Origin of the sequence: Iodobacter violaceini (genome assembly GCF_011601265.1) — a bacterium.
Taxonomy (GTDB): Bacteria; Pseudomonadota; Gammaproteobacteria; order Burkholderiales; family Chitinibacteraceae; genus Iodobacter; species Iodobacter violaceini.
In genome coordinates, this window is record NZ_JAAOLX010000016.1 from 31,807 (window position 1) to 56,435 (window position 24,629).

Genomic DNA, 24,629 nt, shown 5'->3' on the forward strand with positions numbered 1-24,629 from the left:
GAAATGACGTATATAAGAAATTTTATATTTAATGCGCTGATGGGGCTTATCCCAATTTCTCAATTTTTTAGCCTAAAGAGAGTATTGGCTAATATTTGTGGCATTAAGTTAAGCAACACAACACGTTTATCCCATAATATTAAAATATTTGGCGGAGGACAAATTGATATTGGCGCGGATACATGGGTGGGGATAAATACAAAATTCTATATTCCATTTGGAGCATTTATTAGGATAGGTGATTTTTGTGATATTGCTCCAGATGTCATTTTTCAAACAGGTACGCATGACATCGGCTTTAGTCATCGTCGGGCTGGTAATGGGAATATTTCATCTATATGTATTGGGAATGGTACTTGGGTTGGGATACGAGCACTTATCCTGCCTGGTGTCAAAATTGGAAATGGATGCATTGTGGCTGCTGGAGCAGTGGTGATTGCTGGAGAATATCCAGATAATGTTTTACTTGCTGGAGTTCCTGCAAGAATAATTAAAAGTCTTGGGGATAGTTGAGATGGGTGTATTCCATTATTTTGCTCCAGTAAATTTTATTGAATATGAAAAGTTAACAGGTTTCAAATTATTAGTGGGCGCTGCGTCACGTAAAGTAATTGCGGTCTGTGAAGCAATGAACTTGGTTGGTATTAATAGTCAGGTAACGACTGGAGCAGTAACGGGAGGATCTCCAGAATGTGGTCGAGGACGTTATTTACCATCGGCAACATTTACCCACGGTAGTACCACTATCCAATTTTTACCCTCATTTGGGTTACCTGGACTAAATAGAATTTTAGCTGCGTTTGGTTATTTAAAAACAGCATTATTCAATGTGGAGCCCTCAGATAAAGTTTTACTTTATAATTTTTATCCGGAATATATACCCGCGGCATTTGTTTTGAAAGTTTTAGGTAACACTGCTTATTTGGATATTGAAGATGCACCACGTATAGATGAAATGGGTATGCGCGGCGTGGTAAATCGTCTGAGTTATTCAATATTAAAACTACTGTGTAAAAAAGAATGTATTGTTGCCGCCAAAGGGATTGCAAAGCAGCTTAATTTACTGAACACATTAGCTATCTACGGGACTATTACTAAAAAAGAAGAAAAATATTGTGGCAGGGATTTTAATAGAAGTGAATTGTGTATTATGTATGGTGGAACGATCAGCTATGATACTGGGCTTGATCTGTTTATTCAGACTATTAAGCAGTTAGACTTAAAGTTGGCGCTAGGATTAAAAAGAATCAGATTTGTAATTACTGGTTTTGGTGGTGAATCTGAGCTTGTGGATTTAAGAAATAGTATTTCTAATTCATCTATTATTCTCGATATAAAAAGTAATTTAAGTGCCAGCGAATATCGTTATGAGCTAGAGCAAGCCCAGGCCGCATTATGTTTAAAATTACCCCATTCTGAAATGGGCGCAACTACTTTTCCTTCGAAGGTAGTTGAGATTGCGTCTGCGGGACTGTTGCTATTTTCAACAAAAGTAAGTGATGTGCCGTTATTATTTGATGAAAATTCAGCAATACTTTTAGATGAAGCATCTCCTGAAGAACTGTGTTCAGCACTAATGAATTTTGTTGACAATGCCGCTATGTATGAAAAAATATCCAGAAATGGCCATAAAGCAATGATTAATCACTTGTCAGCAGAAACAGTTGGAAAAAAATTGAGTCTTTTTTTAGGTATTCAATGATGAAGATAACTCGAGTCGTTTTTTGGGACCCATGTATATCTCCACATAAAGCTGATTTTATTCAAGCACTGGCACGTTTGAATAAGAATATTGAGGTTATCCTTTGCGCTCATGAAGATATTCCTGGTGACAGGAAAAAAATGGGATGGTCTCTGAATTCGTCAGCGGAGTATTTGCAATACATTGCACCCTCTGAAAATGTAATTAAAGCACTATGCCAAACAAGGCCAGAGCAGACTTTACACATGTTCTCAGGAATTCGCTGGGTGCCAACAATTTTGGTTGCTATTAAAGCGGTACGTCGTTCTGGAGCTTATTTCTCTATTATGATGGAGCCACGTGTTACCGAAGGTTTTAAAGGGTTAATGCGCATTGTTCAGTCAAGAATAACTGAAAATTGGTTTAGAAAAAATGCATCATTCATACTAGGGATTGGTCGGAATGGTCCCGCTTGGTTTAGATTATCAGGATATGATGAAAATTTAATCCATCCTTTCGCATATTTTATTAATGACAATTCTACCTCGGCATTAATAAGAAATAATAAGGAGGCAATAAATATTGCATATATTGGTCGCTTAGTTGAAATGAAAGGCGTTGCTGATTTAATTGATGCTGTTAGTTTGCTTGATTTTAAATATAAACTAAAAATAATTGGAAATGGTGAGTCCAAAGTAAAGTTTTATGAAAGGGCGTCTAATAATCCATTAGTACAGTTTTTGGGCGTTATTCCCATAGAAAAAATTAGTGATTTTTTAAAAAATATTGATATCTTGATTTTACCTTCTCGCAGTATGGATGATGGGTGGGGTGTTGTAGTGACAGAAGCATTACTATCAGGCTGCGTAGCAATTGCTAGTGAATGTGTTGGTGCTGCAATTGTCTTAGAAGGTAATGATATAAATGGCAATATTGTTCCTGCATATGCCCCTGAGAAAATTGCTGAAAAAATATGCTCTCAAATTCAATCAAATAATTTATCTTTAGATTGCAGAATTAAGCGTAGAAATTGGGCGCTTGCACATTTAACAGCAAGTGCTGGTGCTGAATATTTTATGAAAATTATGCGACATCATTTTGATAATGGTCCTCGTCCAGATCCATTTTACCAATAAGTGCTACTGTGAAAATTCTTCATGTTCTTCCAAGTATGGACCCTGCTAGTGGCGGCACCAGAGCTGGCGCGGTACTACTTTGCAATCAATCTATACGAATGGGGATTGAGTCGGAAATATTATGTCTTGATGACCCTGGTGAATCTTTTCTTGCACATGTAGATTTTCCAGTGCATGCGCTTGGGCCAACAAAAGCAACTTATCGAAAATCAAAGCATCTAGTGCCCTGGCTAAAACAAAATGCGGCACAGTATAAAGTCGTAATTGTGCACGGGCTCTGGCAGTTTTCAAGTTTTGGTACATGGCTTGCATTAAAGGATAGTAATACGCCTTACTATGTATTTACACATGGCATGCTGGGACCATGGTTTAAAAAGACATATCCATTAAAACATATTAAAAAATGGCTGTATTGGCCATGGGCTGAGTATCGTGTTTTACGTGATGCTACAGCTGTTTTGTTTACTTGTGAGCAAGAAAAAATTTTAGCAAGGCAGTCTTTTTGGTTGTATCAAGCGAATGAAGTAATCGCTGGTTTTGGAGCTGAAGCTCCACCGCAGAATACAGATACTGATAATTTATTTTTAAAAAATTTTCCGCAATTAATTGGCAAGAGAATTCTTCTTTTTGTTGGACGATTACATCCTGTGAAAGGGTGCGATTTATTACTTGATGCATTCTTGGCATGTGCAGAATTGGATGAATCACTCTGCTTAGTTTTTGCAGGGCCTGATCAAGAAGGGTTGCAAAAAAAATTAGAAACGGTTGCAAAAAATTACGGGTTACATTCCAGAGTAATTTTTACTGGAATGATTACAGGTAATCAAAAATGGGATGCCTATCGCAGTGCGGAATTATTTATTCTTCCTTCCCATCATGAAAATTTTGGTGTGACTGTTGCAGAGTCGCTGGCTTGTGGTTTACCCGTTTTAATTACTGATCAAGTCAATATACATGATGAAATTAGTGCTGATGGTGCTGGATTAGTCGCAGAAGCAAGTGCAGATGGTATTACTTTGAAACTAAATCAGTGGCTTATGCTAAATAGAGCAGAGAGAGAAAAATTTTCTAAGCGTGCTGTTGAATGTTATCAGTCCAGATATACGCTGGATGTAATGACAACCGGATTCTTGAATGTTGTTTTGAATAATTACATATGAAATCCGTATTGGGTGTTTGCTAATGATTAAAAATAAATTAATACATATTGAGTATATGCGTGTGTTTTTTGCATTCTGTATTCTAATCGTACATCTTAAGGGTAATATTTTACCTCAATGGAATTCTTTACATTTTACAGATGTAAATTTTTTTACGAAGTCAATGTATTTTATTTTTAACTTAGCACCACACGTTGTGAATTGTGGTTTTTTTTGCGTGAGTGGTTATCTTGTCGCTTTTATACATTGGGATAAAATTTTATCAGGAAGTTTTGATGTCAGAAAATTCATAACTACAAGATTCTACTTGCTTTATTTGCCATATGTTTTGATTATACTTTTGGGAAGTGTCATTGAGTTTTTATATAGTGGAAAATTGAATTTTTGGGTTAATTTTCAGCAAATTTTCTTTTATGGGGGGGACTGGCTCAACCTGCCAAAAGTCAATTATTATCTGTGGTTTATGATTTATGAGTTTTGGTTTAGTTTTTTTGTTGTGTCTGCATATTTACTAAAAAGAGGAGCAACACACAATAAAATATTTGGTGGCTTGCTGATTTTATTATTTTTTATGCTGGTTTTTTTTAAGTTTGACACAGATTTTGTTCTTGCTTGGTTTGTTTCATTTTTATTTGGCTGCGTGTCAAATAGGATAAGAGTAGTGCCTAATAGATTACTTTGTATAGTATCTATTCTATTTTTTATTGTTCTGTATAAATTGTCATCACATTACAATGTGATTGATATTGGATATTTTTCCAAGCTGTTTTTATATGTGTCTTTTGTTATTTTTGGGTATATTCTGGTTGAAAAGAAAATGGCGCGATTAGCAAAGAACAGTCTAGAAAAATGTGTGTTAGTTATGTCCAAATATACGTTTTCACTATATTTGACTCAGGGCGTTGTTATTTATCTATATAATATTTATTACGTTCAGGAAAACAGGCTGGATTTTAATGTGTTTAAGGATTTTATGTTCTGTTTTTTATTATGTGTTTTTGTTGCGTACTTATATAAAAAAACAATAATTGATATGTTTTCATTTTTTATGAAAAAAAATAAATTATTAACTGAGAATGTTAATGCAAAATCTTTATAATTTTAAATTGCCTGAAGGCTTTCGCGGTAAATCGATGGTATATGTCCAGCTTTGGTGGCTGGTTCAAGCTACTTTATTTCGTTGTTCACCGCAGTTTGCTTATAATTTTCGTGCTTTTCTATTGCGGTTGTTTGGCGCAAAAGTTGGATTAAAAACTGTAATTCGTCCTACTGCTACTATTACTTATCCATGGAAAGTTGAAATAGGTGATTATTCTTGGATTGGCGACGATGTTGTGCTTTACAGTCTTGGTAACATTAAAATTGGCGCTAATGTAGTTATTTCTCAGCGCAGTTATTTGTGTGCCGCAGATCATGATTATAAGCAAGCCGATTTTCCTATCCGTTCATTCCCAATTATTGTTGAGGACCAGGCATGGTTAGCTACAGACGTTTTTGTTTCTCCTGGAGTTACCATTGGGCATAACTCAGTTATTGGTGCACGCAGCTCAGTATTTAAGAGTATGCCTGCAGGAATGGTTTGTATGGGGTCGCCATGCAGAGTAGTTAAAAAGCGTGAGTAGCATCTTATTCATAGAATATTGTATTTAAGAGTGTTTGTTAAAAATAGGTATTTTTTTATGAAAAAAGTATTTTATTTAAATTTTATTTTTGTACTTTCTACAATTAGCCTTTATGCCTGCGGTGGTGGGGCGGGTGAAGATATCAAACCAGCTTCAATTAAAGAGCCCCAAGCTGTAACTGAGAGCAGCCAACCATTACGTGATGAGCTTTTAGCCTTGGCGAAACAATATCCCGCTATACAAGGGGGTATATTTTTTTATGGAAGCTCAACATTCACTCGTTGGAATGCAAGCTTAAATAAAGATTTTCCTGGTTTTAGTGTTGTGCCAAGGGGGTTTGGTGGATCAACATTTTATGATGCACTGCTGTACCTTGATGAGTTTGTGCTGAATTTTAAGCCAAAAATAATTATTGTTTATGAAGGCGATAATGATATTTATTTTGGAGTGACACCTCAAGGTGTACTTGCAAATGCAAAACTATTTTTGCAGCGAGTAAAAGTAAAGTCTCCGGCGACGAAAGTAGTTTTTCTATCTCTGAAGCCGAGTATTCAAAGAAAATCGAAATTAACTCTTCAAGTGGAAACTAATTTATTGATTAAAAATTTGTGTGATTCTAATGATTGTCATTATGTTGATGTAACATCCCCCATGCTTGATAAAACTGGTAATGTAATTGCAAGTTATTATGATGGCACTGATGGACTTCATTTTAATCAGAGTGGCTATATTCTTTGGAAAAACATCATAGATAAGTTTTTGAATTAAATTATTTTTACTGGGTTAAAGCTGATGTTTAAATTGTAAGCTTGGCTTTATTGTCTGAAAATTTATTATATTACTTCTTTACTTTTATGCTGGTGTTTATATGTTGGATAAAAAAGAGTATAAATTCTGGCTGGATACAATAAGATTTGCTGCTGCGTTTATTGTAGTTTTGGCACATGCAAAACAATGGATGTTTGGAGATTATGGTCAGTTAAGCACCAACTCGCATAATTTTTTAATTGCTGCATTTTATGCGATTTGCAGGATTGGAAATGAGGCCGTCATTGTTTTTTTTGTGCTTTCTGGCTATTTGGTTGGTGGAGCAAATATAAACAGGATGCTAATTAATAAATTTAATTTTATTGATTATTTGGTTGATCGGTTTTTAAGAATATATGTTCCTTTTATTCCTGCACTTTTATTTAGTGGAGTTATTGCATTTATCTTTAATAAGAATGTGGATTTTATTGCTTTTTTTGGAAATATTTTTCAATTGCAAGGTATTTTTTTCGAGCCATTTTCTGATAATGGACCTTTGTGGTCATTGGCTTATGAATGTTGGTTTTACGTGCTGCTGCCTGTGCTGTATTACCTTGTAAGAGGAAATAAGTTTTCACTGAGTATGTTTTTTATTCTGATTGTTTTTTTTGCTGTTTTTGTGAAGCTGGATAGTGTTTATTTATACTCCTGGTTAATTGGTGCTGTAGCATTTTTTAATCCACCTGTAAAATTTAAGAAGCATGTTTTGTTTTTATCGATATTGCTTATGCTTATTGGTGTTGTTCTTATTCAAATTAGTACTGCATCTAAATCAATTGTGGGTGTGCAGTTTTTTTTGTCTAATCCTTTGTTGGGTTTTTCAAAAATTATATTTTCTGCTGGCTGTGCATTTTTTATACGAATAGTCTCTATTGCTGAACCTCAATCACTCTTTTTGGCTAAACTTGAGCATTGTGGATCATATTTGGCAAAATTCTCTTTTACTTTATATTTGACACATTACCCTGTGATTGTTTATTTATCGCCATACTTTAAGATTGATAATGGTGTTATTAGTGTTTACTCATTCATAAATTTATTGTTTTTAATATTTGTGTGTGTTTTTGTATCGTATCTTTTTTATTATTTTTTTGAAAGTAAAACGGCTTTTTATAAGCCGATATTAAAAAATTTTCTGCTTAGATTTTCTATAAATAATAAGCTTTTGGTGATTAAAAATTAAATGAAAATATTAGTTTATGGAATTAACTACTCTCCAGAAATGACTGGTATCGGCAAATACACAGGTGAAATGGCAGAGTGGTTGGCGGCTCAGGGGCATGAGGTGAGGGTGGTTACTGCTCCGCCATATTACCCGCAGTGGCAGGTGGGTGAGGGCTATTCTGCTTTTCGTTATCAGTATGAAATGAAAGCGGGTGTTAAGGTTTGGCGTACGCCTTTATGGGTGCCCGGCAAATTAAGCGGAGCCAAGCGTTTATTGCATTTAATGAGTTTTGCACTGAGCAGCCTGCCGGTGATGCTGCGCCAGATATTCTGGCGGCCAGATGTGGTGTGGATGGCCGCGCCTGCTTTAGTTTGTGCGCCCAATTCCTGGCTTACTGCAAAGCTATCCGGGGCTAAGTGTTGTATTCATATTCAGGATTATGAGGTGGATGCGGCTTTTGCCTTGGGCTTATTAAAAAATCAAAAAGCGCGTCGCTTTGCATTGTGGCTGGAGCGTGGTTTATTGCGCAGATTTGATCTGGTTTCTACTATCTCTGGCCGGATGATGGATTTGGCCCGCGCAAAAGGGGTAGATCCTAAAAAACTGGTGTTTTTTCCTAATTGGGTAAAGCTGCCCCCGGCCAGCATTGTTTCGCAGCGCAGTAGTTATCGTGATCATCTGGGTATTGCAGATGATGCGGTGGTGGCCTTGTATTCAGGCAATATGGGCGCAAAGCAAGGCTTAGAGGTGCTGGCTGATACGGCCCGGGCCCTGAAGGATTTGCCAAATATTCAGTTTGTTTTTTGCGGCCAGGGGCCGGGGCGGGCCGGTTTAGAGCGTATGTGCGCGGGTTTAAGCAATGTGCGTTTTTTAGATCTGCAGCCTATGGAGCAATTGGCAGATTTTCTGGGGCTGGCAGATATCCATTTATTGCCTCAGCGTGCAGATGCGGCTGATTTAGTGATGCCATCTAAGCTTACGGGCATGTTGGCAAGCGGGCGGGCTGTGGTGGCAGGGGCTCAGCCAGGCACAGAGCTGGCAGAAGTCATGCAGGGCTGCGGCCTGGTAGTGCAGCCAGAAAACGCCGTTGCGATGTCTGCAGCTGTTTTATCTTTGGCAAATGATCAGACCTTAAGATTAAATTTTGGCATGGCAGGCCGTGCATTTGCAGATGCAACTTTAGATCAGCAGGTTATTTTGGCGTGTTTTGTTGCTTCATTAAAAAGCGTGGGCGTGGTGTGTAATTTGAATCTTGAGGAAAGTAAGTTGCAGCAAAACTCTGTTGTAGTTGAATAAAAAATATACGCTGTCGAAAGTGTGTTGCAGAAAACTGTTTCTATATTGATTAATAATTTTATTCTTATAAAGATGATTTTTGTATCAGTAGAATTTAAATTACACTCGTTTAACGCTTTATGATTGTTTTCTAATGTACATCTGCTCATATAAAAATTAATGTTAAAAGGCGGAGTGTGTTTTTTTAATATTAAATTTTATGTTTAAATTTAACCATAATTTTTTTTGATATATAATCGTGCTATATTTATTATTCAATCAATAAGGAGGTAGATTAATGAAATCTTATATTGCTGCTGGATTAAGTGCTTTATTTTTGTCGGTGCCGGCAATGGCGGCAAATGTTACTGTGTTTACTGATAAAGATGCTTGGGCTGCTGCAGTTGGTGGTAGTTTTATTACAGAGGACTTTTCAGATAATAGTCTCATTGCTGGCCTTAATGTTAGTGGCACCGGACCTCGTTTTTCTATTTCTGATAACAGGGTAAATGATAGCCTAACAGGACCAAATAGCACGACCATCTCTTATAGTGGCAAAACAAAAGGGTTTGGTGGTAATTTCGATCTTACTCCAAGTGGCCCCGGTAAAGGTCTTAAGCTCTCATTATCTGATGGTTCTTTGTTTAATTTTACCCTTCCTGATGAGATAAGTAATACTTATGCCGGTCAATTTTTTGGTTTTGTCTCTGATCAGTATTTTAGTACTGTTAAGTTGACTGCCGGCACTCAAGGTATTTTTCCATCTGAGTCTTATAATTTTGACAATATTGTTATTGCTACAGCCCCAGTGCCTGAGCCTGAAACCTACGCTTTAATGGGTATTGGTCTGATTGGGCTATTTGCAGCACGTCGCCGAAAAGTAAAGTAAGCCCGTTTTTTTGTCTTAGTATAATATCCGCACTTTAGTAATACCATTGCATAAGGTATTGCTAATTTGCGGTTTTTTTATATGCGCGCGAAAAGTGAGTCTGATGGCTTAACTTTTTTTGTATGAGTTGTCATTGCAGGTAGTTAGACCATTTTTATCTAAACATGCGGTTAAGCAATTGTTTAATCACATGGCCTGCTCGCGGGCCATCTTTTCTTTCAGGTCTTTCCAGAATCTGATCTGGCTCGCGCCGCCTTTTTTCTGAGTATCACCTGCCCAGATATCATCATCATTAAAGCTGTATACCGGCTCTAAATCTGTGCGTTGTGATGCGGGCTTTATTTCGCCTGTTAAAATATCCAGGATATAAGGTTCGGCTTCTGGGGTGGGGTACCATGCCAGTACCATATGGGCTTCATTTATTTTTAGTGCCCGCACATACACCATCCGTAATTGGCCAGCGGGCGCGCCTAAATCCCTCAGGCTAAAATATTTGGCCGCAGCATAATCTTCGCAATCGCCCGCATTTGATGCCAGCATTTCAACAGGCGTGGCCCAGTAATCTGTTACACCCCAATGGGCCTGATCGGTTTGGTAGGGGATTTTATTAAAAAAACGATTGGTGTTTTTTAGTGTATTTACCACAGGTGTTTTGGGCGGACTCCATTGGCCTTGTGCCACTGGCTTTTCTTCCTGAATAAATTCTTTCCATGCCAATAGCCTGGGCACAGCACTTTGCCCCCATCGCTTAGCAATTGCACTCAGCAAATTGGCAGAAAACTCGGTGAGGCCTGCCGCCATACTGATTGCGGTGCATAAACTCAGCGCCAGCACAAATAAGCCCACTTTAAAGCGGGCTTGTTTACGGGCGGGCAGAGCAGGCAATTTATACATTCAGATCAGGATAGCTGGCCTTTAGCTTTAGCACATTGTCTTTTTGCTGCAGCATGGCTTGTTTATACACTTGGCCCATTTGCTGGCGGATTGTAACAGATAGCTTATCCCAATTTTGAAACCCAGCATTCAAAATAGCCAGCTGGCTGTCGGGCTCGTATGGATTTAATTGTGATGATCTGATAAGTAATTGCTCAAACTCTGCATCGTGCTGATTCAGATACGCTTTAAATTGCACAATATTGGCCATATTGCTGCCATTATTAGGCTGTACCTGCAGGGCTGCGCGGTATTGATTAATTGCCTCCTGATAAAACACATCTCTTACCAGTTTAAAATTAGCCGCTTTTAGCCCGCGTAATACTTGCAGGCGTGCAAGATCTGTATGGTATTGGGCAATATCGGGGCAGGCTATGCTGGCTTTTTCTAAAATATCCCGGGTTTTAATCCATTGGGCCAAATCAAGTGGCTGCTGCGGCTGGCTTAGCCAGCTTTGTACCTGTTTGCGTGCTTCTAATGTTTTAATATCGTACCAGGCGTATTTAAGGCTGGGCCAGATTGCGATACAGGCCAGCCAGATAGCCAGAGACATAAGCGGCAATACCGCCGCTGATTTTAATTTATTCATATGCGCTTATTTATAATACCCAATGGGCGTTCAATGGTCAGCATATCTGCATAATCCTGGCCGTGCTGTGCCATTACAGCGGCATGTCCCAGATGCAGATTAGGGGGGCGATACGCTAAATTATGGCAATCGCTGGCTAGTAAATAGACCCAGTCTTTTTCTAATAAATAGTCTGCTGTTTTGCGGGCCTTGCTGCCAAATTGATTGCAAAGCGATCCGGCTGTTACTTGCAGCCAGCAGCCTAAATCAATTAAATGCCGGGCTTTATCCGGCTGGGACTGAATCGCAGCATTGCGCTCCGGGTGGGCAATCAGCGGGCGAATACCCATTTTTAAAAAATGGCGGATAAATTGCTCGCTGCCCACGGGTATCATTTGGTCTGGAAACTCTAATAGCATGATCTTCATGCCATCCACTTCACCCAGAAAAGGCACTTCGTTTTTTTCCAGCAGCGGCAAGATATCTTCGCCAAGGCGTACCTCGCCACCTAAATGAATATTCAGCGGAATTTTTTTGCTGGCTAAGTGCAATTTAAAGATCGCAATTTCGCATTCAAGTGCTGTGCGCTGGTTATTCCAGCGGGCCGGGTAGATATGGGGGGTTAATACCGCCGTTTTAATGCCATTTTTTACGGCTTCTGCTGCTAATTGCAGCGCCATTTCCATATCCCTTGGGCCATCATCAATAGTGGGTAGTATGTGGCAGTGAATATCAATCATGGTGCTTGGTTTTACCTGGAGTATTGATTGTACTTATGGTGTCAGATATACAATGTTTAATTATCGCACGCTTACGGGTTTGAATCCTGCAATTCTTAGATGGAAAACTGTTTACTAAAGAAATAGTCAATGGGGCCGCGTGTATGCGCTTGCAATCTTGCCAGAATAACATTTCGTATAAGTGGAATGGATTCGGTTTTTTTCTGCTCTGCAAGGAATTAGCAATTGATTTATCATAAAAAAAGGGCAACCTTTATAAAAGTTGCCCCTTTGTTTTACTTTACCGGCTATTAAGTTGCCCCGTATGCTTTTCCATATTGGCTGATGCTGCCGTATTGCCCGTAATAGCGCTCTGCCTTTTTAAAATCCAAATGGCTGAGGGTTACGCCTAAAACCCGCCCGCCAGCTTGTGTAAGCCGCGCCAGATTTTTGCGTGCAATTGGGTGCGGTGTTTCCTGGGCGCGGGTTACAAAAAGGGTATCGCTGCACAGCGGGGCCAAAATAAGCGGGTCGCTGACCAGGCTTAATGGCGGGCCATCAATTACCAGCATTTCATAGCTTGCCGATAATTGTTTTAATAATTCGCTGAAACGCTTAGACATCAATATCTCTAAAGAGCTTGGTGGAATATCTCCGGTGCCAATGCAAAACAATTGGCTGTCGCCTACACGTTGCAGGCATTCTTCCAATGTAGCATTGCCTGCTACCAGATTACTCAAGCCCGGGCTTGCAGGGTTCAGCCCTAATTTGCGGGCTAAGCCAGGTTTACGCAAATCGGCATCAATAATTAAAGTGCGGCGTGTGCTGGATAATGCCAGCGCTAAATTACTGGCAAATGTGGTTTTACCTTCATTTGGCATGCTGGATGTAATCAGCAGGGTGCGCTCTGTGGCATCAATTGAAGATAAAGCCACGCCCGTGCGGGCCGTAAAGATAGATTCGGCATAAATAGATCTTGGCTCACTTAATACTAATTTACCTGCATCACTGGCTTGTTTCTTATTCAGCAGCGGAATGCTGGTCAGTAATGGGTGGCCTAATAAGCGTTCTACATCATCGCTGTTATTAATTGTGTTATTCAGGCGGTCTAATAAAATAGATGCTGCAGAGGCAAGTAATAGCCCAAGTAAGCCGGCCATAATAATAATTTGCGATTTTTTAGGTTTAATAGGTGCAGATGGCGTACTTGCAGCATCAATTACCCGTGCAATGGCAGATTGCAAATCTTGTGAAGCCGCTGTTTGTTTGGCGCGGGCAATAAAGTTTTCGTAAAGCTGGCGGTTTGCTGTGGCTTCGCGCTCCAGCACACCCAGCTGTACTTCTTTGCGGTTTAAATTAGATACCGCGCCACGCGCCTGGTTTAATACCGCCTCTAAAGCGCGCTCTGTACCCTGCGCTGCTTCATAGCTTTGGCGCAGGCTGCCTACAACCGCATCGACTTGTCTTTTGGCATTTGCTTTAGCTGCACGTAATTCACCCTCGGCCTGTACCATTTTTGGGTGGTCTACGCCATAGCGCTGAATTAAATCAGCCATTTTGCTTTCGGCTTCAGCTTCTTGCCTTTTTGCATCAGCAACTTGCGGGTTGGTAATTACGGCGGGCACGCTGCTGTAATCGCCATTTTTAACTGCAGTCACCTGGCGGTAAGCATTTTCTGCTTCGGCCCGTTTCATTTTTGCGGCAATTAATTGCTGGGTAGCATCTGATACCTGATTGCTATTGCCGTTTTGGCCTTCCTTGCTTAAAGAGATAATGCCGTTTGTTTCACGGTATTGTTGTAATGCATATTCGGATTTATCCAGCTTTTCACGCAAGCCTCCAAGGCGATCATTCAGCCATTTTGATGCGCCTTGCGCCATGGCAAAACGGGCATCTCTGTCGCTGTCGATATACATTTCGGATAATTTATTTGGCACTGCAGCTGCCAGCTCTTTATCTGTGCTGGTAAAGCTGATTTTGGCCAGCTGGCTGAGGCGCACTAATTCTACATCTACATTTTTGGCAAATGCCGGGTAAATAGCTGCTGCCAGTTTGTCTTCTGTCCAGCTGGCTTTTTCTTTAGTTTCTTCTGTTTTCAAAAAAGAAGACCAGAAAGATGCTTTAACCAGGCGCGGGTCAAACTCCGGGTAGTTCCACAGTTTTAAAGCTTTAATGGTTTTTATCGCTAAATCTCTGGATTGCAAAATCTCGGCCTGGGTTTGAAAGTATTCCCGGTTGGCCGTTACTCCAGAATAAACCTCTTCTACTGACAAGATTTTTTGCCGGCTAGATTCAATCAAAATCGTTGTGGTAGATCGATAAGAAGGCGCAATAGAAAAAACAATAGCCGTGGCAACGGCTGCTACGGTAATGGCAAAAACAAGTATTTTCCATTTACGTTTGCTAATGCTGCGCCAATATTCAAGCAGAGGGTTTTGCTCTGTTGCGGGCATATGCCCTGGCAGGCGTTGAGTCTGGTTCATCTTGCGTAATCCTTGCCTTACCGATAGGGAATGGCGAATTAATCTGTTTAGAAAAAGCTATCTTGCACGGTGATAATGTCACCCGGATAGATAAGGGTATTGAGGCCTACTTTTTGCTGGGCCTGACTTGGGTCATCTGCACGAATAACAAAGATTTTTTCTTTAGATGCACGCTCTTTAAACCCGCCAGCTAAGGCAATGGCTTTTAATACGGTTAATCCGGGCTGAAAAGGGTAGCCGCCTGCGGTGTAAATCATGCCATTGATGTAATAGGGGCGGTATTCTTCAATTAATACGGCTACGCGCGGGTTAACCAGATAGCGCCCTTTTAGCCCCGTGGTGATTAAGCGTTGTAAATCACCAGTGGTCATATCTTTGATTACAATTTCACCCAGCACAGGGTATTGCAATGTGCCTGCATCGGTCAGCTTTACCCGCTCACGGCTTAGCTCGTCTTCGCCAAATACACGAATAGTGACTACGTCACCCGCTCCTAACTTGTAGTTGGATAAAGGGCTGGCTGGTTTAATGCCGGGCAGTTCTGGTTCTGTACTGGCTTTGGGAGTATTTGATTCGGGGGCATCAAAGATTGATGCGCTGGCATGGGCTGCAAGTAGTGCAGAGGCAAGCAGGGCGGAAGATAAAAAACCTCTGAAACGCAGGCCACCCTGCACTTCAGAGGTTGATAGCAACAGTTTAGTTGGCATCAGTGGAATTTCTCATTTAGTTAATTGTAAGCAAAAACTACAGTGAACCGCTTAGATTAACCATAAACAGATTACGTTGGTAGTCTTGTTCTGTAATATTTGAGTTGCGTTTTTCGTATCTTAACTCCGCACCTGTTTTTAGCCAGCGGGTCAGTTTGTAGTCCACACCCAGCCCTGCTGCATAGGTATTATCGGTGCGGGTGATGCCAGAGTAATCACTTTGCACATAGTTAAGATAAGTGCGCGTGGATAAATAGCTGCTCCATGCGTGATTCCACTGCAGATTAAGCACATCATCCAGCAAAAAGTTACCAGAGCCGGTGGCTTCTGATGGCGTACGCAGTGCGCTTAGCTCAAAGCTGCTGTATGTAAGGGGGGTAAAGCGCAGCAGGGCTTCGTAGCTGAACTTGGTGAAATCTTCTTTTGTACTTGTATCGTAATTTTTGTTCAGCACACCCACTTTTACCGTGCCGGTAAAGTAATCATCTGCATCCCATGTTGCCCCGGTATAAAAGCGATATTCCTTACTGTTTTGCAGATCCGGGTTCACCAAGTAATCAAAGTTTTGCACTCTGCCTTCAAAGACTAAGCTTGTTTTTGGCGCTACGCGGTAAAAGAAGCGAGCAGCGGCAGAGAGCGAATCCTGATCAAAAAATCGCGTTACGTTTTGATTATTGGAGTAGCGCTTATTCTGTACGCCCGCTTCCAGCTCTATACGGCCAGTGGCTTCTGCAGCGCCATAGGCCACCAGGCCTTTTAAGCCAAAAGAGCGGTATTTGTCTGGCGTGCTTGAGCCGCTGTCGGTAGTGCCCTGTGCATCTTCTGCATAAAGCAGATTGCTAAGAATCAGCGAGCTCAGGCGGGCGCTGTAAGCGTTTTGTGCTTGAAATTGCAATTCATTGCTGTTGGTATTGTTTTCTTTGCTGTCGAAATAACGTAAAAACTTGCCGTTATAGCCAAATACATAACGATCGCCGTTGTTTAATAAATCAGCAACAATCGAAGGGCTGATTAATGCGGCGGTTGATGCAATTTCATTTCTATTTGTGCGGGTTACATTGCTGTCTCTGCCCACTGCAATACCCAGCGTTGGGTAGATAAAAAACGGGCCTGCTTCTATAGCAGAAGGGCTTTGGCGGCCTGTATCTGCAAATTCTTTTGCATCAAAGCTTGGCTTTGGTTTTGTGCTGTTGGGTGATGATAGTTTATCCAGTAAATCGGCCGAGCTAATTGCTTTAGGCTGCTCGTCTGCATAGCTGATTGATGCCGTTGCACTCATTGCCAGCGCAAGCGCAATTAATCCGGATACGGGTTTAGCGGTGAACATTTATTTTTCCAGAATGTTGAAAATAATTGTTTGATTATGAGGGGCTGTGTTGCAAGGGCATAGACGCAGCTATGTTTATACTTTACCAGCGCAATATTAAATTTTTATGCGGGCATTCTATCTTTAAATCATCTGGTTTGATAGATATCTCTGCGGGCTTTTGGTATATAAGCAATTAATTGTATATGGATTTTCAGGTTTACTTATGGGATTGAAAACTAGAAAATTTGAATATTAATAAATGATAATGTTTGATTGTTCTATATTTCACTCTTTATTTTTATCTTAAATTTTTTTATTTTGGTATGGTGTTATTATCCATCCTGGGCTTTAAGTATTATTAGCTAATATACTGCTGATTTTTGATTGAAAATATGAAATTAACAGCTTTCTGTTGCATCGAAAACACAGGTTTTTTATTTAAAACATTGGTAAATAAATTGTTTTGATACTGTCCTAAAGTGTGAACGTATTTCATTAATACATTCGTAGTGCTGTCTTGCTGTGTATTATTTGCAATTCTCAAGTGATTGAATTTATTTGTTTTTTAGGGGGTTTGAATTTCATATTTCGGGCTGTATGACGGAACGGTGTAGATGGTTTTAAGCTATCGATAAGCGTAAGTCAATAGCGTATTGGTATTAATGGAGCTAAAATTTTTAACGCTGCTGGTACTTGCATCGCTTTCTATTGGCTCGTAAGCGGAAGCTGAAAATCTGGTCGTTAATGGCAGCTTTGAAGACGGCAATGCCGGGTTTACAAGTGACTAACACTTTTAGTGAGCGGCTTGGTAAGGAAGGCCGTTATTTTGTTGGCTCTAATCTTCGTGATTCACACCCGGATTTTAAGAGCCTTTCAGCTCAAGAAGGGTAACATCGCCATAGCCACTACCGCTCCTGTTCCAGAGCCAGAAACCTACGCTTTGATGGGCTTGGGTCTGGTTGGTTTGCTTGCTGCCCGTCGTCGTAAGCTGCAATCTGTTTAAGTCAGTGTTCTAAGGTGGATATTCTTCTGTGTGCCAATAAAGCGGCAGGCAGTTAGAAAAAAAACGGGAAGCCCAGGCTTCCCGTTTTTTATTGATTAAGCGCTTTACAGGCTAATTCCCGGTGACAGCTGTGCAGGCAGTACCAGCATGGCTGATTCTATGGATGCCATCGGTGTGGCGCAGTAGTCGGCCGCGTAATAGGCGCTGGGGCGGTGGTTGCCGGATTTGCCGGTGCCGCCAAATGGCGCGGCAGAGGATGCGCCGTTGGTTGGGCGGTTCCAGTTCACCACGCCTGCGTCGATCTCGGTTTTAAACTCTTCCCATAGCGCCGGATCATCGGCCAATAGCCCTGCTGACAGGCCATAGGCCGTATCGTTGGCAATCTCGATTGCCATAGCAAAATCGCTGTAGCGAATAATTTGTGTTAGTGGGCCAAAGTATTCTTCGTCTGGCAGATTTGTGACCTTGCTCACATCCAGAATCGCCGGTGTCACAAAGGCGTTGCTTGGGTCGGCGTGTTGCATTTTTAGTAATGGCACCGCGCCCAAGGCGATCAGCTTGTCTTGCGCAGCCATCAGCTGGCGTGCAGCAGTTAAGGAAATCACTGAGCCCATAAATGGCTGCTCGGCGGCATCAAAATGGCCGATAGACAGCTTGCCTGCCACTTCAATCAGGCGGGTAAGGAAGCGATCACCAAATTCACCGTGTGGCACCAGAATGCGGCGCGAGCAGGTGCAGCGCTGGCCAGCGGATAAAAACGCCGATTGAATGGCGTGGTGTACCGCCGCATCCAGCGCTTCGGTCGGGGCAATAATCAGCGGGTTATTACCGCCCATTTCCAGAGCCAGCATAAAGTCAGGCCGGCCAGCAAATTGCTTGTGCAGCGCCACACCCGTGCCAGAGCTGCCGGTAAATAAGAGGCCATTCAGATCCTCGTGTTTAGCCAGCGTCATACCGGTTTCTTTTTCGCCCTGCAGCAGCGTCATCACACCAGCAGGCAGGCCCGCCGCTTGCCAAAGCTGCACGGTTTTCTCGGCCACCAGCGGTGCTTGCTCGGACGGCTTAAACACAATGCAATTGCCCGCCAGCAGCGCAGGCACAATATGGCCGTTAGGCAAATGGCCTGGGAAGTTATATGGGCCGTAAACTGCTACTACACCATGCGGGCGATGACGCAAAACAGCGTTGCCATCTGGCGTGGCGCTGCTGCGCTCACCCGTGCGCTCTGCATGGGCGCGGATAGAAATCTCGATCTTGCCCACCATCGCGGCTACTTCCTGACGCGATTCCCACAAGGGCTTACCGGTTTCAAAGCCAATGGCATGAGCAAGGTCTTCTTTATGCTCGCCCAGCAGTTCAGCAAAGCGGCGCACAATGGCGATGCGTTCTTCCAGCGAGCTGCGTTTCCAAGCAGGGAAGGCAGCGCGGGCGCTCTGCATGGCCAGATTCACATCGTCGCCGCTGGCGCTCTTGCCCTGCCACACCACGGCGTTATTCGCCGGGTTGGTGGAAATCAGTTCACTACCCGTGCCATCTTGCCATTGGCCATTAATAAACAGTTGAGCCATGTTGCTGTCCTTTATTGTGAAAGTGAGTTCTGGCTTTTAAAAAGTTTTGCAGGCAGCTATGCAGCGTGCGTTTATTTTGTAAGGTACATATTGATCCTTTAGACCATAACTATCTGCATCAGTTTGATGTACTGATTCTCCCTTTTACAAAGGGGTAGGCTGCATTAACTGCCGCCAAATAGTGTGCAGATTTATGGCTTTAGAGGTTTACACCACTCTCCGTGGATAAGCTTCCATCATTCTGACCTGATCTCCTGTTTTTACTTGCAAGGCTCTGGCCTCGGCAGGCGTCAGCATAATCAGGCCTTGCTCCGGCGCGGTATATATCAGCCCGGTGCGAAATGTCTTTAACTGGCTGGTGGCGATTAAGTGCGGTGCCGATGGTGCTTTTTTTGTATCGCTGATGACTACATTACAAAGGCCACTTTCCCGCATCACACGCAGGCTGTCGATACGGGCTTCCAGCACGGGGCCTGCTTCAAAGATATCGATGTGCCGCTCTAAGCGTAAGCCTTCGCTTTCTAACAGATGACGGGCAGGGGTGGTATCTTTGTGCGTGGCCCCAATACAGGCTTTGGCATCGTCCGGTAAAAAGTCGATATACACAGGAAAACGCGGCATCAGTTCGGCCAGAAAAGATTTTTGACCCAGCGATACCAGCCGGTCTGCCTCATGAAAATCGATTCGATAAAAATGGCTGCCCAGCGCGCGCCAGAAGGGTGAATCACCATGCTCATCAAATACGCCGCGCATTTCGGCGCAGACGCGCTCGCCAAAGCGGTCGCTAAATTGCGCCAAAAACATAAAGCGGGATTTGGACAAAAGCGCACCGTTGCAGTTCACGCGGTGCAGCGGGTCTAAAAACAGTGAGCAAAGCTCGGTGTAGCCGGTGAGATCGTGCGAGATGGTCAGCTTATCCATCTTGCTCCAGATATGCATTTCGCGGCTGGCGTATACCGAGGTGTCGATGCGGTAGGTGTAAAAGGGTTGTTCCAGCCCCACGGCGGTTTCAATGCCGCATACGCCGACAATCTCACCGGTGTCGGTTTCTTCCATTAAAAATAAGTAGCCCTGATCGGCCAGTGCCGCACTGCCTTCCAGTGTGCGACGAACACGGTCGATTCTGGCTGCTTGCGCGCCATGGTCGGGTTTAAGCGTGGTCATGCCGGGGCCGGCTTTATGCGCCAGCTCGACCAGTTTATCTACATCGCTAAATTGGCAGAGGCGGACAATTTTCATAATACGGCCCCTGAGTGATTGAGTTTTACGCAGCGCACTTCGCTGCCAAGATCCACTTCTAATGCGCTGGCTAAGGCGGGTGGTAAGGCCATATCGTGGCTTAGCTGCTTAGGTAAATGGGTTTTAATGCAGCGAAATTCGCTGCTGGATGTATTGCAGACTAAATAGCTGGCTGTGCCGTGGATGTCTGATTCGTAAGCAATGCGGTGCAGGGCGCTGTGGCGCAGCGAATAACAGGCGTCCAGCGTGGCGGTGAGTACGGGGCCGGCATCAAAAATATCAATAAAGCGATCCGGTTCAAAGCCTTCATCCAGATGGCATTGATAAGGCAGACGCGCGCTGGCATGAGGCTCACCCATGACGCGTTGGGCGTCTTCCGAAAGCAGGGGCACATAGAGCGGATCAACTGGCATCACTTCGGCAATAAAGCCACGGCTGCGCCCGCCGGATTCGATCTCCATTTCGGCAAAATCACGGCGGGTAAACTTGCGCCCCACGCTCTCCCAAAAAGGCGAGTGGCCATCCGCATCGGCAATGCCGGGCAACACAGAGAAGATATCTTTACTGAAGCGCTGGCGGTGCTGAGCAATAAACAAAAGGCGCGCGCGTGACAGCAGATCGGCATAGGCGGCTTTCTCCGGCTCGATATAAAAGCCCGTCAGCCTGGTACAGCTGGTCAGCTCATGCGACATTACTAAGGCGTGAATTCGGTGATTAACCTGTAATTCGCGCGAGGCGTGCACGACCACTTCATTACGAAAAGCGTAGAAAGGCTCGTGCTGCCCGGCAAGGGCGACGATGCTTGCAGAGCCATATAAAACGCCGTTTTCTTCTAATACAAATAAATAGCTTTCTTCGCCAGGGTAGTCGATCTCGTTTTGCAGGGAATCAATCGAGCGCAAAATCAGCTCTTGCAGGCGTGCGCGATCCGGTGGCAGCGAATGCAAAATCGGCCCCTTGGAGCGGGCCATGCGCTCCAATTGATCAAGGTCGGACAGTTTTCCTGGTCTTACGATAAGCATAGGGGCGATCCGAATGAGGTGGATGGGGGGTAAACGCACAGGTTTCAAAACCGTCATCCCCGAGTGCTTTAGGCGGGGATCCATGTGTGGCACTGGATCCTGATAAAGGCGCTCGGGAATGACGTATGGTGTGCTGATTGTGAAATCTTAAAACGCTCCCTGACTTTCACAACCGTCATTCCCGAATGTTTTAGCCGGGGATCCAGTATTACAGCGGGATGCCTGAAATAAGCATTCGGGAGTGACGTAGTCTTTTTTTTAAGCCGCAACAGTTGCCGGTACCAGCTCTGCAATCACGGCTTCTAAACGGCGCAGGCCTTCAGCTACATCTGCTTCTGAAATCACTAAAGATGGCAGCAGGCGCAATACATTCGGGCCTGCCATCAGCAGTACAACGCCATGTTTGGCACCCAGCGTCACCACGTCTTTAGCGCGGCCTTGCAATACCGGAGCCAGCTCGGCACCAATCAATAAGCCACTGCCACGAATCTCTTTAAATACACTGTGTTTTGCATTGATCTTATTTAAGCCATCCACAAACAGCTTATTGCGGTGTTTTACGCCATCTAATACAGCGGGTGTATTAATCAGCTCGATTACTTTGTCGGCAACGGCAGTGACCAGCGGGTTGCCGCCGTAAGTGGAGCCGTGCGTGCCTACTACAAAAGCGCTGGCAATTTTTGCGGTGGTCAGCATCGCGCCAATCGGCAGGCCGTTGCCCAGTGCTTTGGCCGAAGTCAGAATGTCGGGTGTGACGCCGTAGTGCATATAGGCATAGAGCGAGCCTGAGCGGCCAACGCCAATTTGTACTTCATCAAAAATCAGCAGGGCATTGTGTTTGTCGCACAGGGCGCGCAGGCCGTTCAGGTATGCTTGCGTGGCAGGGATCACACCGCCTTCGCCTTGCACGGGTTCTACAATCACCGCGCAGGTTTTGTCGCTGATCATGGCTTCAATCGCGGCCAGATCATTAAAAGGTACATGGCTGATGCCGCCAGGCGTTGGGCCAAAGCCTTCTGCGTATTTGGGCTGGCCGCCTACTGACACGGTAAACAGGGTGCGGCCATGAAAAGATTGGGTGCAGGCAATAATCTGGTCTTTTTCACTGGAAAAATGATCCACGGCATAGCGGCGGGCCAGTTTCAGTGCGGCTTCATTGGCTTCAGCGCCAGAGTTGCAAAAGAACACGCGTTCAGCAAAAGTGGCATCAATTAAGCGTTGTGCAAGGCGCAGTGCGGGCTCGTTAGTAAAGCCATTAGATAAATGCCAGAGCTGATCGGCCTGATCGTGTAATACGGCGGTCAGCTCCGGGTGTAAGTGTCCAAGGCTGGTTACTGCAATGCCGCTGGAGAAATCTACATACTCGCGGCCTTCCTGATCCCACAAACGTGAGGCCAGGCCTTTTACCGGAATAAACGGCGCAGGGGCGTAGTTGGGAACCATAACTTGATCAAAGGTGGCGCGATTTACGGTAGACATGGGCAGATCCTGCAGACGGGATAAAGTGCATCCAGTGTAGAGCGGGCATCACTCATCAATCTTCTATAAATGCGACATAAAGCTATAGCTTTACACCTTTACGACCTGGGGAAAGCAGCAGTTCTTGCATTAGTATCTACACAACTTCAGCAGTCACTTCAGCTACAACTTCCCCTTTATATAAAGGTGTAAGCAAGATTCATGACTTAGAAAAAGCGGCACGCTCATCCCGTGGGGATACGCCAAAGTGGGCGCGGTAGGCGGTAGCAAAATGCGCACCAGAAGAAAAACCACAAGATAAACCAATCTGCACTACAGAAATCCCGGTGCGTTGCAACATGGTGCGGGCCCGTTCTAATCGCAATTGCATATAGTGGCGGGCGGGCAGGGAGTCTAAATGTTGCTTAAACAGCCGCTCCAGCTGGCGGCGGGATAAATCCACATGTCGGGCCAGCTCGTCGCTGCTGAGGGGCTCTTCTAGATTGGCTTCCATTAATTGCAGCACGGCGCTGAGCTTGGGCTGGCGCTGCCCCAGTTGCAAAGCATGTGAAGTGCGTTGGCGGGTATCGGGTGTGCGCAGGTGTTCAATACATAAAGATTCAGCAATCTGCTCGGCCAGAGCAAGGCTTTGCTGCCTGGCTACTAAGGCCAGCATCGCATCCAGCGATGCAGCGCCTGCGCCACAGCTAAAATAGTTATGATCAAACTCATATATATTCTGTGTGCAAATTACGCGGGGAAACGTCGCTGCAAATGCCCGCAGCTCAGGCCAGCGCACTGTGGCCCGGTGCTGATCTAATACGCCGCAGGCTGCCAGCCACCATGCACCGCAATCAATCGCCCCAACTAAAGTGGCGCTATTAAGCAGCGGTTTAAGCAGTGCAAGGCGCGGATCGTTCGCAAAAGGGGGGGTTTGGGAAACAACAAGTAATACATCAATCGTCAGAGAGCCGGGTAAGGCAGGAAGCTGAGGATAATGCCCGCCCGTTGCCAGTGGTATCGCAGCGCCATCTAAAGAGTAGTACTGCACCTTATACAAAGACGCATCACTCATCGTGTTTGCCATGCCCAAAATAGTATCGATGCCAGCGATGCTCAGCAGGGGAGCCGGAGGCAAAAGCAGCACAGCAATTTGAATGACTTGGGAATTGAGTTTAAGAGGCATTTATCTATTTTTTCAGTAAATACACAGAATCGCAATTGTTGTTGTACCTGGTGTTTGAATGAAATATTAATCAGATAACTGTTGCAGCAAAGCCTAATAAATAATCTTTCTCTCAATTTCAAACAGACATAGAGTAATAAGGGCTGGCACAATAGGCTCTAATTTATTTCAATATCTGGAATTTAACTATGAATAAGAGAGAGCTCATCGAGGCCGTACTCAGGGTTGCTGAGTACGAGTTACCAGGTATTTCTAAAAAGGCAGTAGAAGCCACCTTAGAAGCACTGGGCGATGTGACTGGGGCAACTTTGAAAGGCGGCGGTGAAGTCACTTTGCCAGGGATTGGTAAATTGGCGGTAAAACACCGCGATGCACGCGTTGGCCGCAACCCAAGAACAGGTGAACCAGTGCAAATCCCTGCGAAGAAAGCACTGAAGTACACTCCACTCAAAGCCATCAAAGACGCAGTCGCCTAGTCTGCCAGCCATAAGAATTGATTGCTGCTTTTCTAAATCAATTACTTACGTTATTAAATCTTTTTTATGTTGCGCAAGGGTTGACCGGATAAGGCCTCGCCGGTATAGTTCGGCCTCTCGCTGCAGCACACACGGAAACGAAGTGATGCAGAAGCAGCGAAACGATCTTTAAAAAAATACAGTCGATGAGTGTGAGTGCTTGATTCGGAAGCGAAACAAGTGC

22 protein-coding genes and 1 pseudogene are annotated in these 24,629 nt (G+C 43.7%); 12 read left to right on the forward strand and 11 right to left on the reverse strand.

Annotation, left to right across the window (positions count from 1 at the left end; translation table 11 throughout):
• The first annotated feature begins 3 nt into the window (after window positions 1–3).
• From HA050_RS20610 to HA050_RS21985, 10 genes are all read left to right on the forward strand, one after another.
• On the forward strand, window positions 4–513 hold the full coding sequence (locus HA050_RS20610) for an acyltransferase (protein ID WP_166830255.1): 510 nt from the start codon (window positions 4–6) through the stop codon (window positions 511–513).
• 1 nt (window position 514) lies between these two features.
• The gene (locus tag HA050_RS20615; RefSeq protein ID WP_166830257.1) at window positions 515–1,702 is read left to right on the forward strand and encodes a glycosyltransferase family protein; all 1,188 of its coding nucleotides are present in this window, start codon (window positions 515–517) and stop codon (window positions 1,700–1,702) included.
• A complete protein-coding gene (locus HA050_RS20620) occupies window positions 1,699–2,817 on the forward strand; it encodes a glycosyltransferase (RefSeq protein ID WP_166830259.1) in 1,119 nt (372 codons plus the stop codon). The genes HA050_RS20615 and HA050_RS20620 overlap by 4 nt, the downstream gene beginning before the upstream one ends.
• 8 nt (window positions 2,818–2,825) lie before the next feature.
• A complete protein-coding gene (locus HA050_RS20625) occupies window positions 2,826–3,977 on the forward strand; it encodes a glycosyltransferase (protein WP_166830261.1) in 1,152 nt (383 codons plus the stop codon).
• Window positions 3,978–3,999: 22 nt separating this feature from the next.
• The gene (locus tag HA050_RS20630) at window positions 4,000–5,076 is read left to right on the forward strand and encodes an acyltransferase family protein (protein ID WP_166830263.1); all 1,077 of its coding nucleotides are present in this window, start codon (window positions 4,000–4,002) and stop codon (window positions 5,074–5,076) included.
• Window positions 5,060–5,599, forward strand: a complete 540-nt coding sequence (locus HA050_RS20635) for a putative colanic acid biosynthesis acetyltransferase (protein ID WP_166830265.1) — start codon at window positions 5,060–5,062, stop codon at window positions 5,597–5,599. The genes HA050_RS20630 and HA050_RS20635 overlap by 17 nt, the downstream gene beginning before the upstream one ends.
• A 57-nt stretch (window positions 5,600–5,656) precedes the next feature.
• On the forward strand, window positions 5,657–6,367 hold the full coding sequence (locus HA050_RS20640) for a GDSL-type esterase/lipase family protein (protein ID WP_166830267.1): 711 nt from the start codon (window positions 5,657–5,659) through the stop codon (window positions 6,365–6,367).
• Window positions 6,368–6,467: 100 nt separating this feature from the next.
• Window positions 6,468–7,589: an acyltransferase family protein gene (locus HA050_RS20645; protein WP_166830268.1), complete on the forward strand. Its 1,122-nt coding sequence runs from the start codon at window positions 6,468–6,470 to the stop codon at window positions 7,587–7,589.
• Window positions 7,590–8,867, forward strand: a complete 1,278-nt coding sequence (locus tag HA050_RS20650; RefSeq protein WP_166830270.1) for a glycosyltransferase WbuB — start codon at window positions 7,590–7,592, stop codon at window positions 8,865–8,867. It begins immediately after the preceding gene.
• Window positions 8,868–9,144: 277 nt separating this feature from the next.
• Window positions 9,145–9,735: a PEP-CTERM sorting domain-containing protein gene (locus HA050_RS21985; protein WP_205836533.1), complete on the forward strand. Its 591-nt coding sequence runs from the start codon at window positions 9,145–9,147 to the stop codon at window positions 9,733–9,735.
• Between the two features lie 186 nt (window positions 9,736–9,921).
• Here the strand turns inward: HA050_RS21985 and HA050_RS20660 are convergent, their stop codons facing one another.
• The 6 genes from HA050_RS20660 to HA050_RS20685 all read right to left on the reverse strand — a co-directional run bounded on the left by HA050_RS20660 (window position 9,922) and on the right by HA050_RS20685 (window position 16,472).
• A complete protein-coding gene (locus HA050_RS20660; protein ID WP_205836534.1) occupies window positions 9,922–10,629 on the reverse strand; it encodes a transglutaminase-like cysteine peptidase in 708 nt (235 codons plus the stop codon).
• Window positions 10,622–11,257 carry a hypothetical protein gene (locus tag HA050_RS20665; protein WP_166830272.1) on the reverse strand — a complete coding sequence of 212 codons (636 nt, stop codon included), beginning with the start codon at window positions 11,255–11,257 and terminating at the stop codon, window positions 10,622–10,624. Before HA050_RS20665 ends, HA050_RS20660 begins: the two co-directional genes overlap by 8 nt.
• The gene (locus tag HA050_RS20670; RefSeq protein WP_166830274.1) at window positions 11,254–11,976 is read right to left on the reverse strand and encodes a tyrosine-protein phosphatase; all 723 of its coding nucleotides are present in this window, start codon (window positions 11,974–11,976) and stop codon (window positions 11,254–11,256) included. Before HA050_RS20670 ends, HA050_RS20665 begins: the two co-directional genes overlap by 4 nt.
• A gap of 290 nt (window positions 11,977–12,266) precedes the next feature.
• Window positions 12,267–14,438 (reverse strand): GumC family protein, encoded by a 2,172-nt coding sequence (locus tag HA050_RS20675; protein ID WP_166830276.1) that lies wholly within the window; start codon window positions 14,436–14,438, stop codon window positions 12,267–12,269.
• Between the two features lie 47 nt (window positions 14,439–14,485).
• Window positions 14,486–15,145 (reverse strand): polysaccharide biosynthesis/export family protein, encoded by a 660-nt coding sequence (locus HA050_RS20680; protein ID WP_166830278.1) that lies wholly within the window; start codon window positions 15,143–15,145, stop codon window positions 14,486–14,488.
• 37 nt (window positions 15,146–15,182) lie between these two features.
• On the reverse strand, window positions 15,183–16,472 hold the full coding sequence (locus HA050_RS20685; protein WP_166830280.1) for an outer membrane beta-barrel protein: 1,290 nt from the start codon (window positions 16,470–16,472) through the stop codon (window positions 15,183–15,185).
• Window positions 16,473–17,361: 889 nt separating this feature from the next.
• On the opposite strand from HA050_RS20685, the pseudogene HA050_RS22680 reads away from it, so the two are divergent.
• Window positions 17,362–17,457 (forward strand): annotated as a pseudogene (locus HA050_RS22680) (PEP-CTERM sorting domain-containing protein); the annotation flags it as partial.
• Between the two features lie 104 nt (window positions 17,458–17,561).
• On the opposite strand, the gene astD reads toward HA050_RS22680, so the two are convergent.
• From astD to HA050_RS20715, 5 genes are all read right to left on the reverse strand, one after another.
• A complete protein-coding gene (gene astD, locus HA050_RS20695; protein WP_166830282.1) occupies window positions 17,562–19,025 on the reverse strand; it encodes a succinylglutamate-semialdehyde dehydrogenase in 1,464 nt (487 codons plus the stop codon).
• Between the two features lie 207 nt (window positions 19,026–19,232).
• A complete protein-coding gene (gene astA / locus HA050_RS20700; protein WP_166830284.1) occupies window positions 19,233–20,264 on the reverse strand; it encodes an arginine N-succinyltransferase in 1,032 nt (343 codons plus the stop codon).
• Window positions 20,261–21,286: an arginine N-succinyltransferase gene (locus HA050_RS20705; protein WP_166830286.1), complete on the reverse strand. Its 1,026-nt coding sequence runs from the start codon at window positions 21,284–21,286 to the stop codon at window positions 20,261–20,263. Before HA050_RS20705 ends, astA begins: the two co-directional genes overlap by 4 nt.
• Before the next feature lie 258 nt (window positions 21,287–21,544).
• Complete coding sequence (locus tag HA050_RS20710; RefSeq protein ID WP_166830288.1) at window positions 21,545–22,765, reverse strand: aspartate aminotransferase family protein; 1,221 nt, start codon at window positions 22,763–22,765, stop codon at window positions 21,545–21,547.
• Between the two features lie 199 nt (window positions 22,766–22,964).
• Window positions 22,965–23,930, reverse strand: coding sequence for a GlxA family transcriptional regulator (locus HA050_RS20715; protein WP_166830290.1), 966 nt, complete (start codon window positions 23,928–23,930; stop codon window positions 22,965–22,967).
• Window positions 23,931–24,118: 188 nt separating this feature from the next.
• Here HA050_RS20715 and HA050_RS20720 point away from each other — a divergent pair, with 188 nt between their 5' ends.
• Window positions 24,119–24,406, forward strand: coding sequence for an HU family DNA-binding protein (locus HA050_RS20720; protein ID WP_125971350.1), 288 nt, complete (start codon window positions 24,119–24,121; stop codon window positions 24,404–24,406).
• Window positions 24,407–24,629 lie beyond the last annotated feature (223 nt).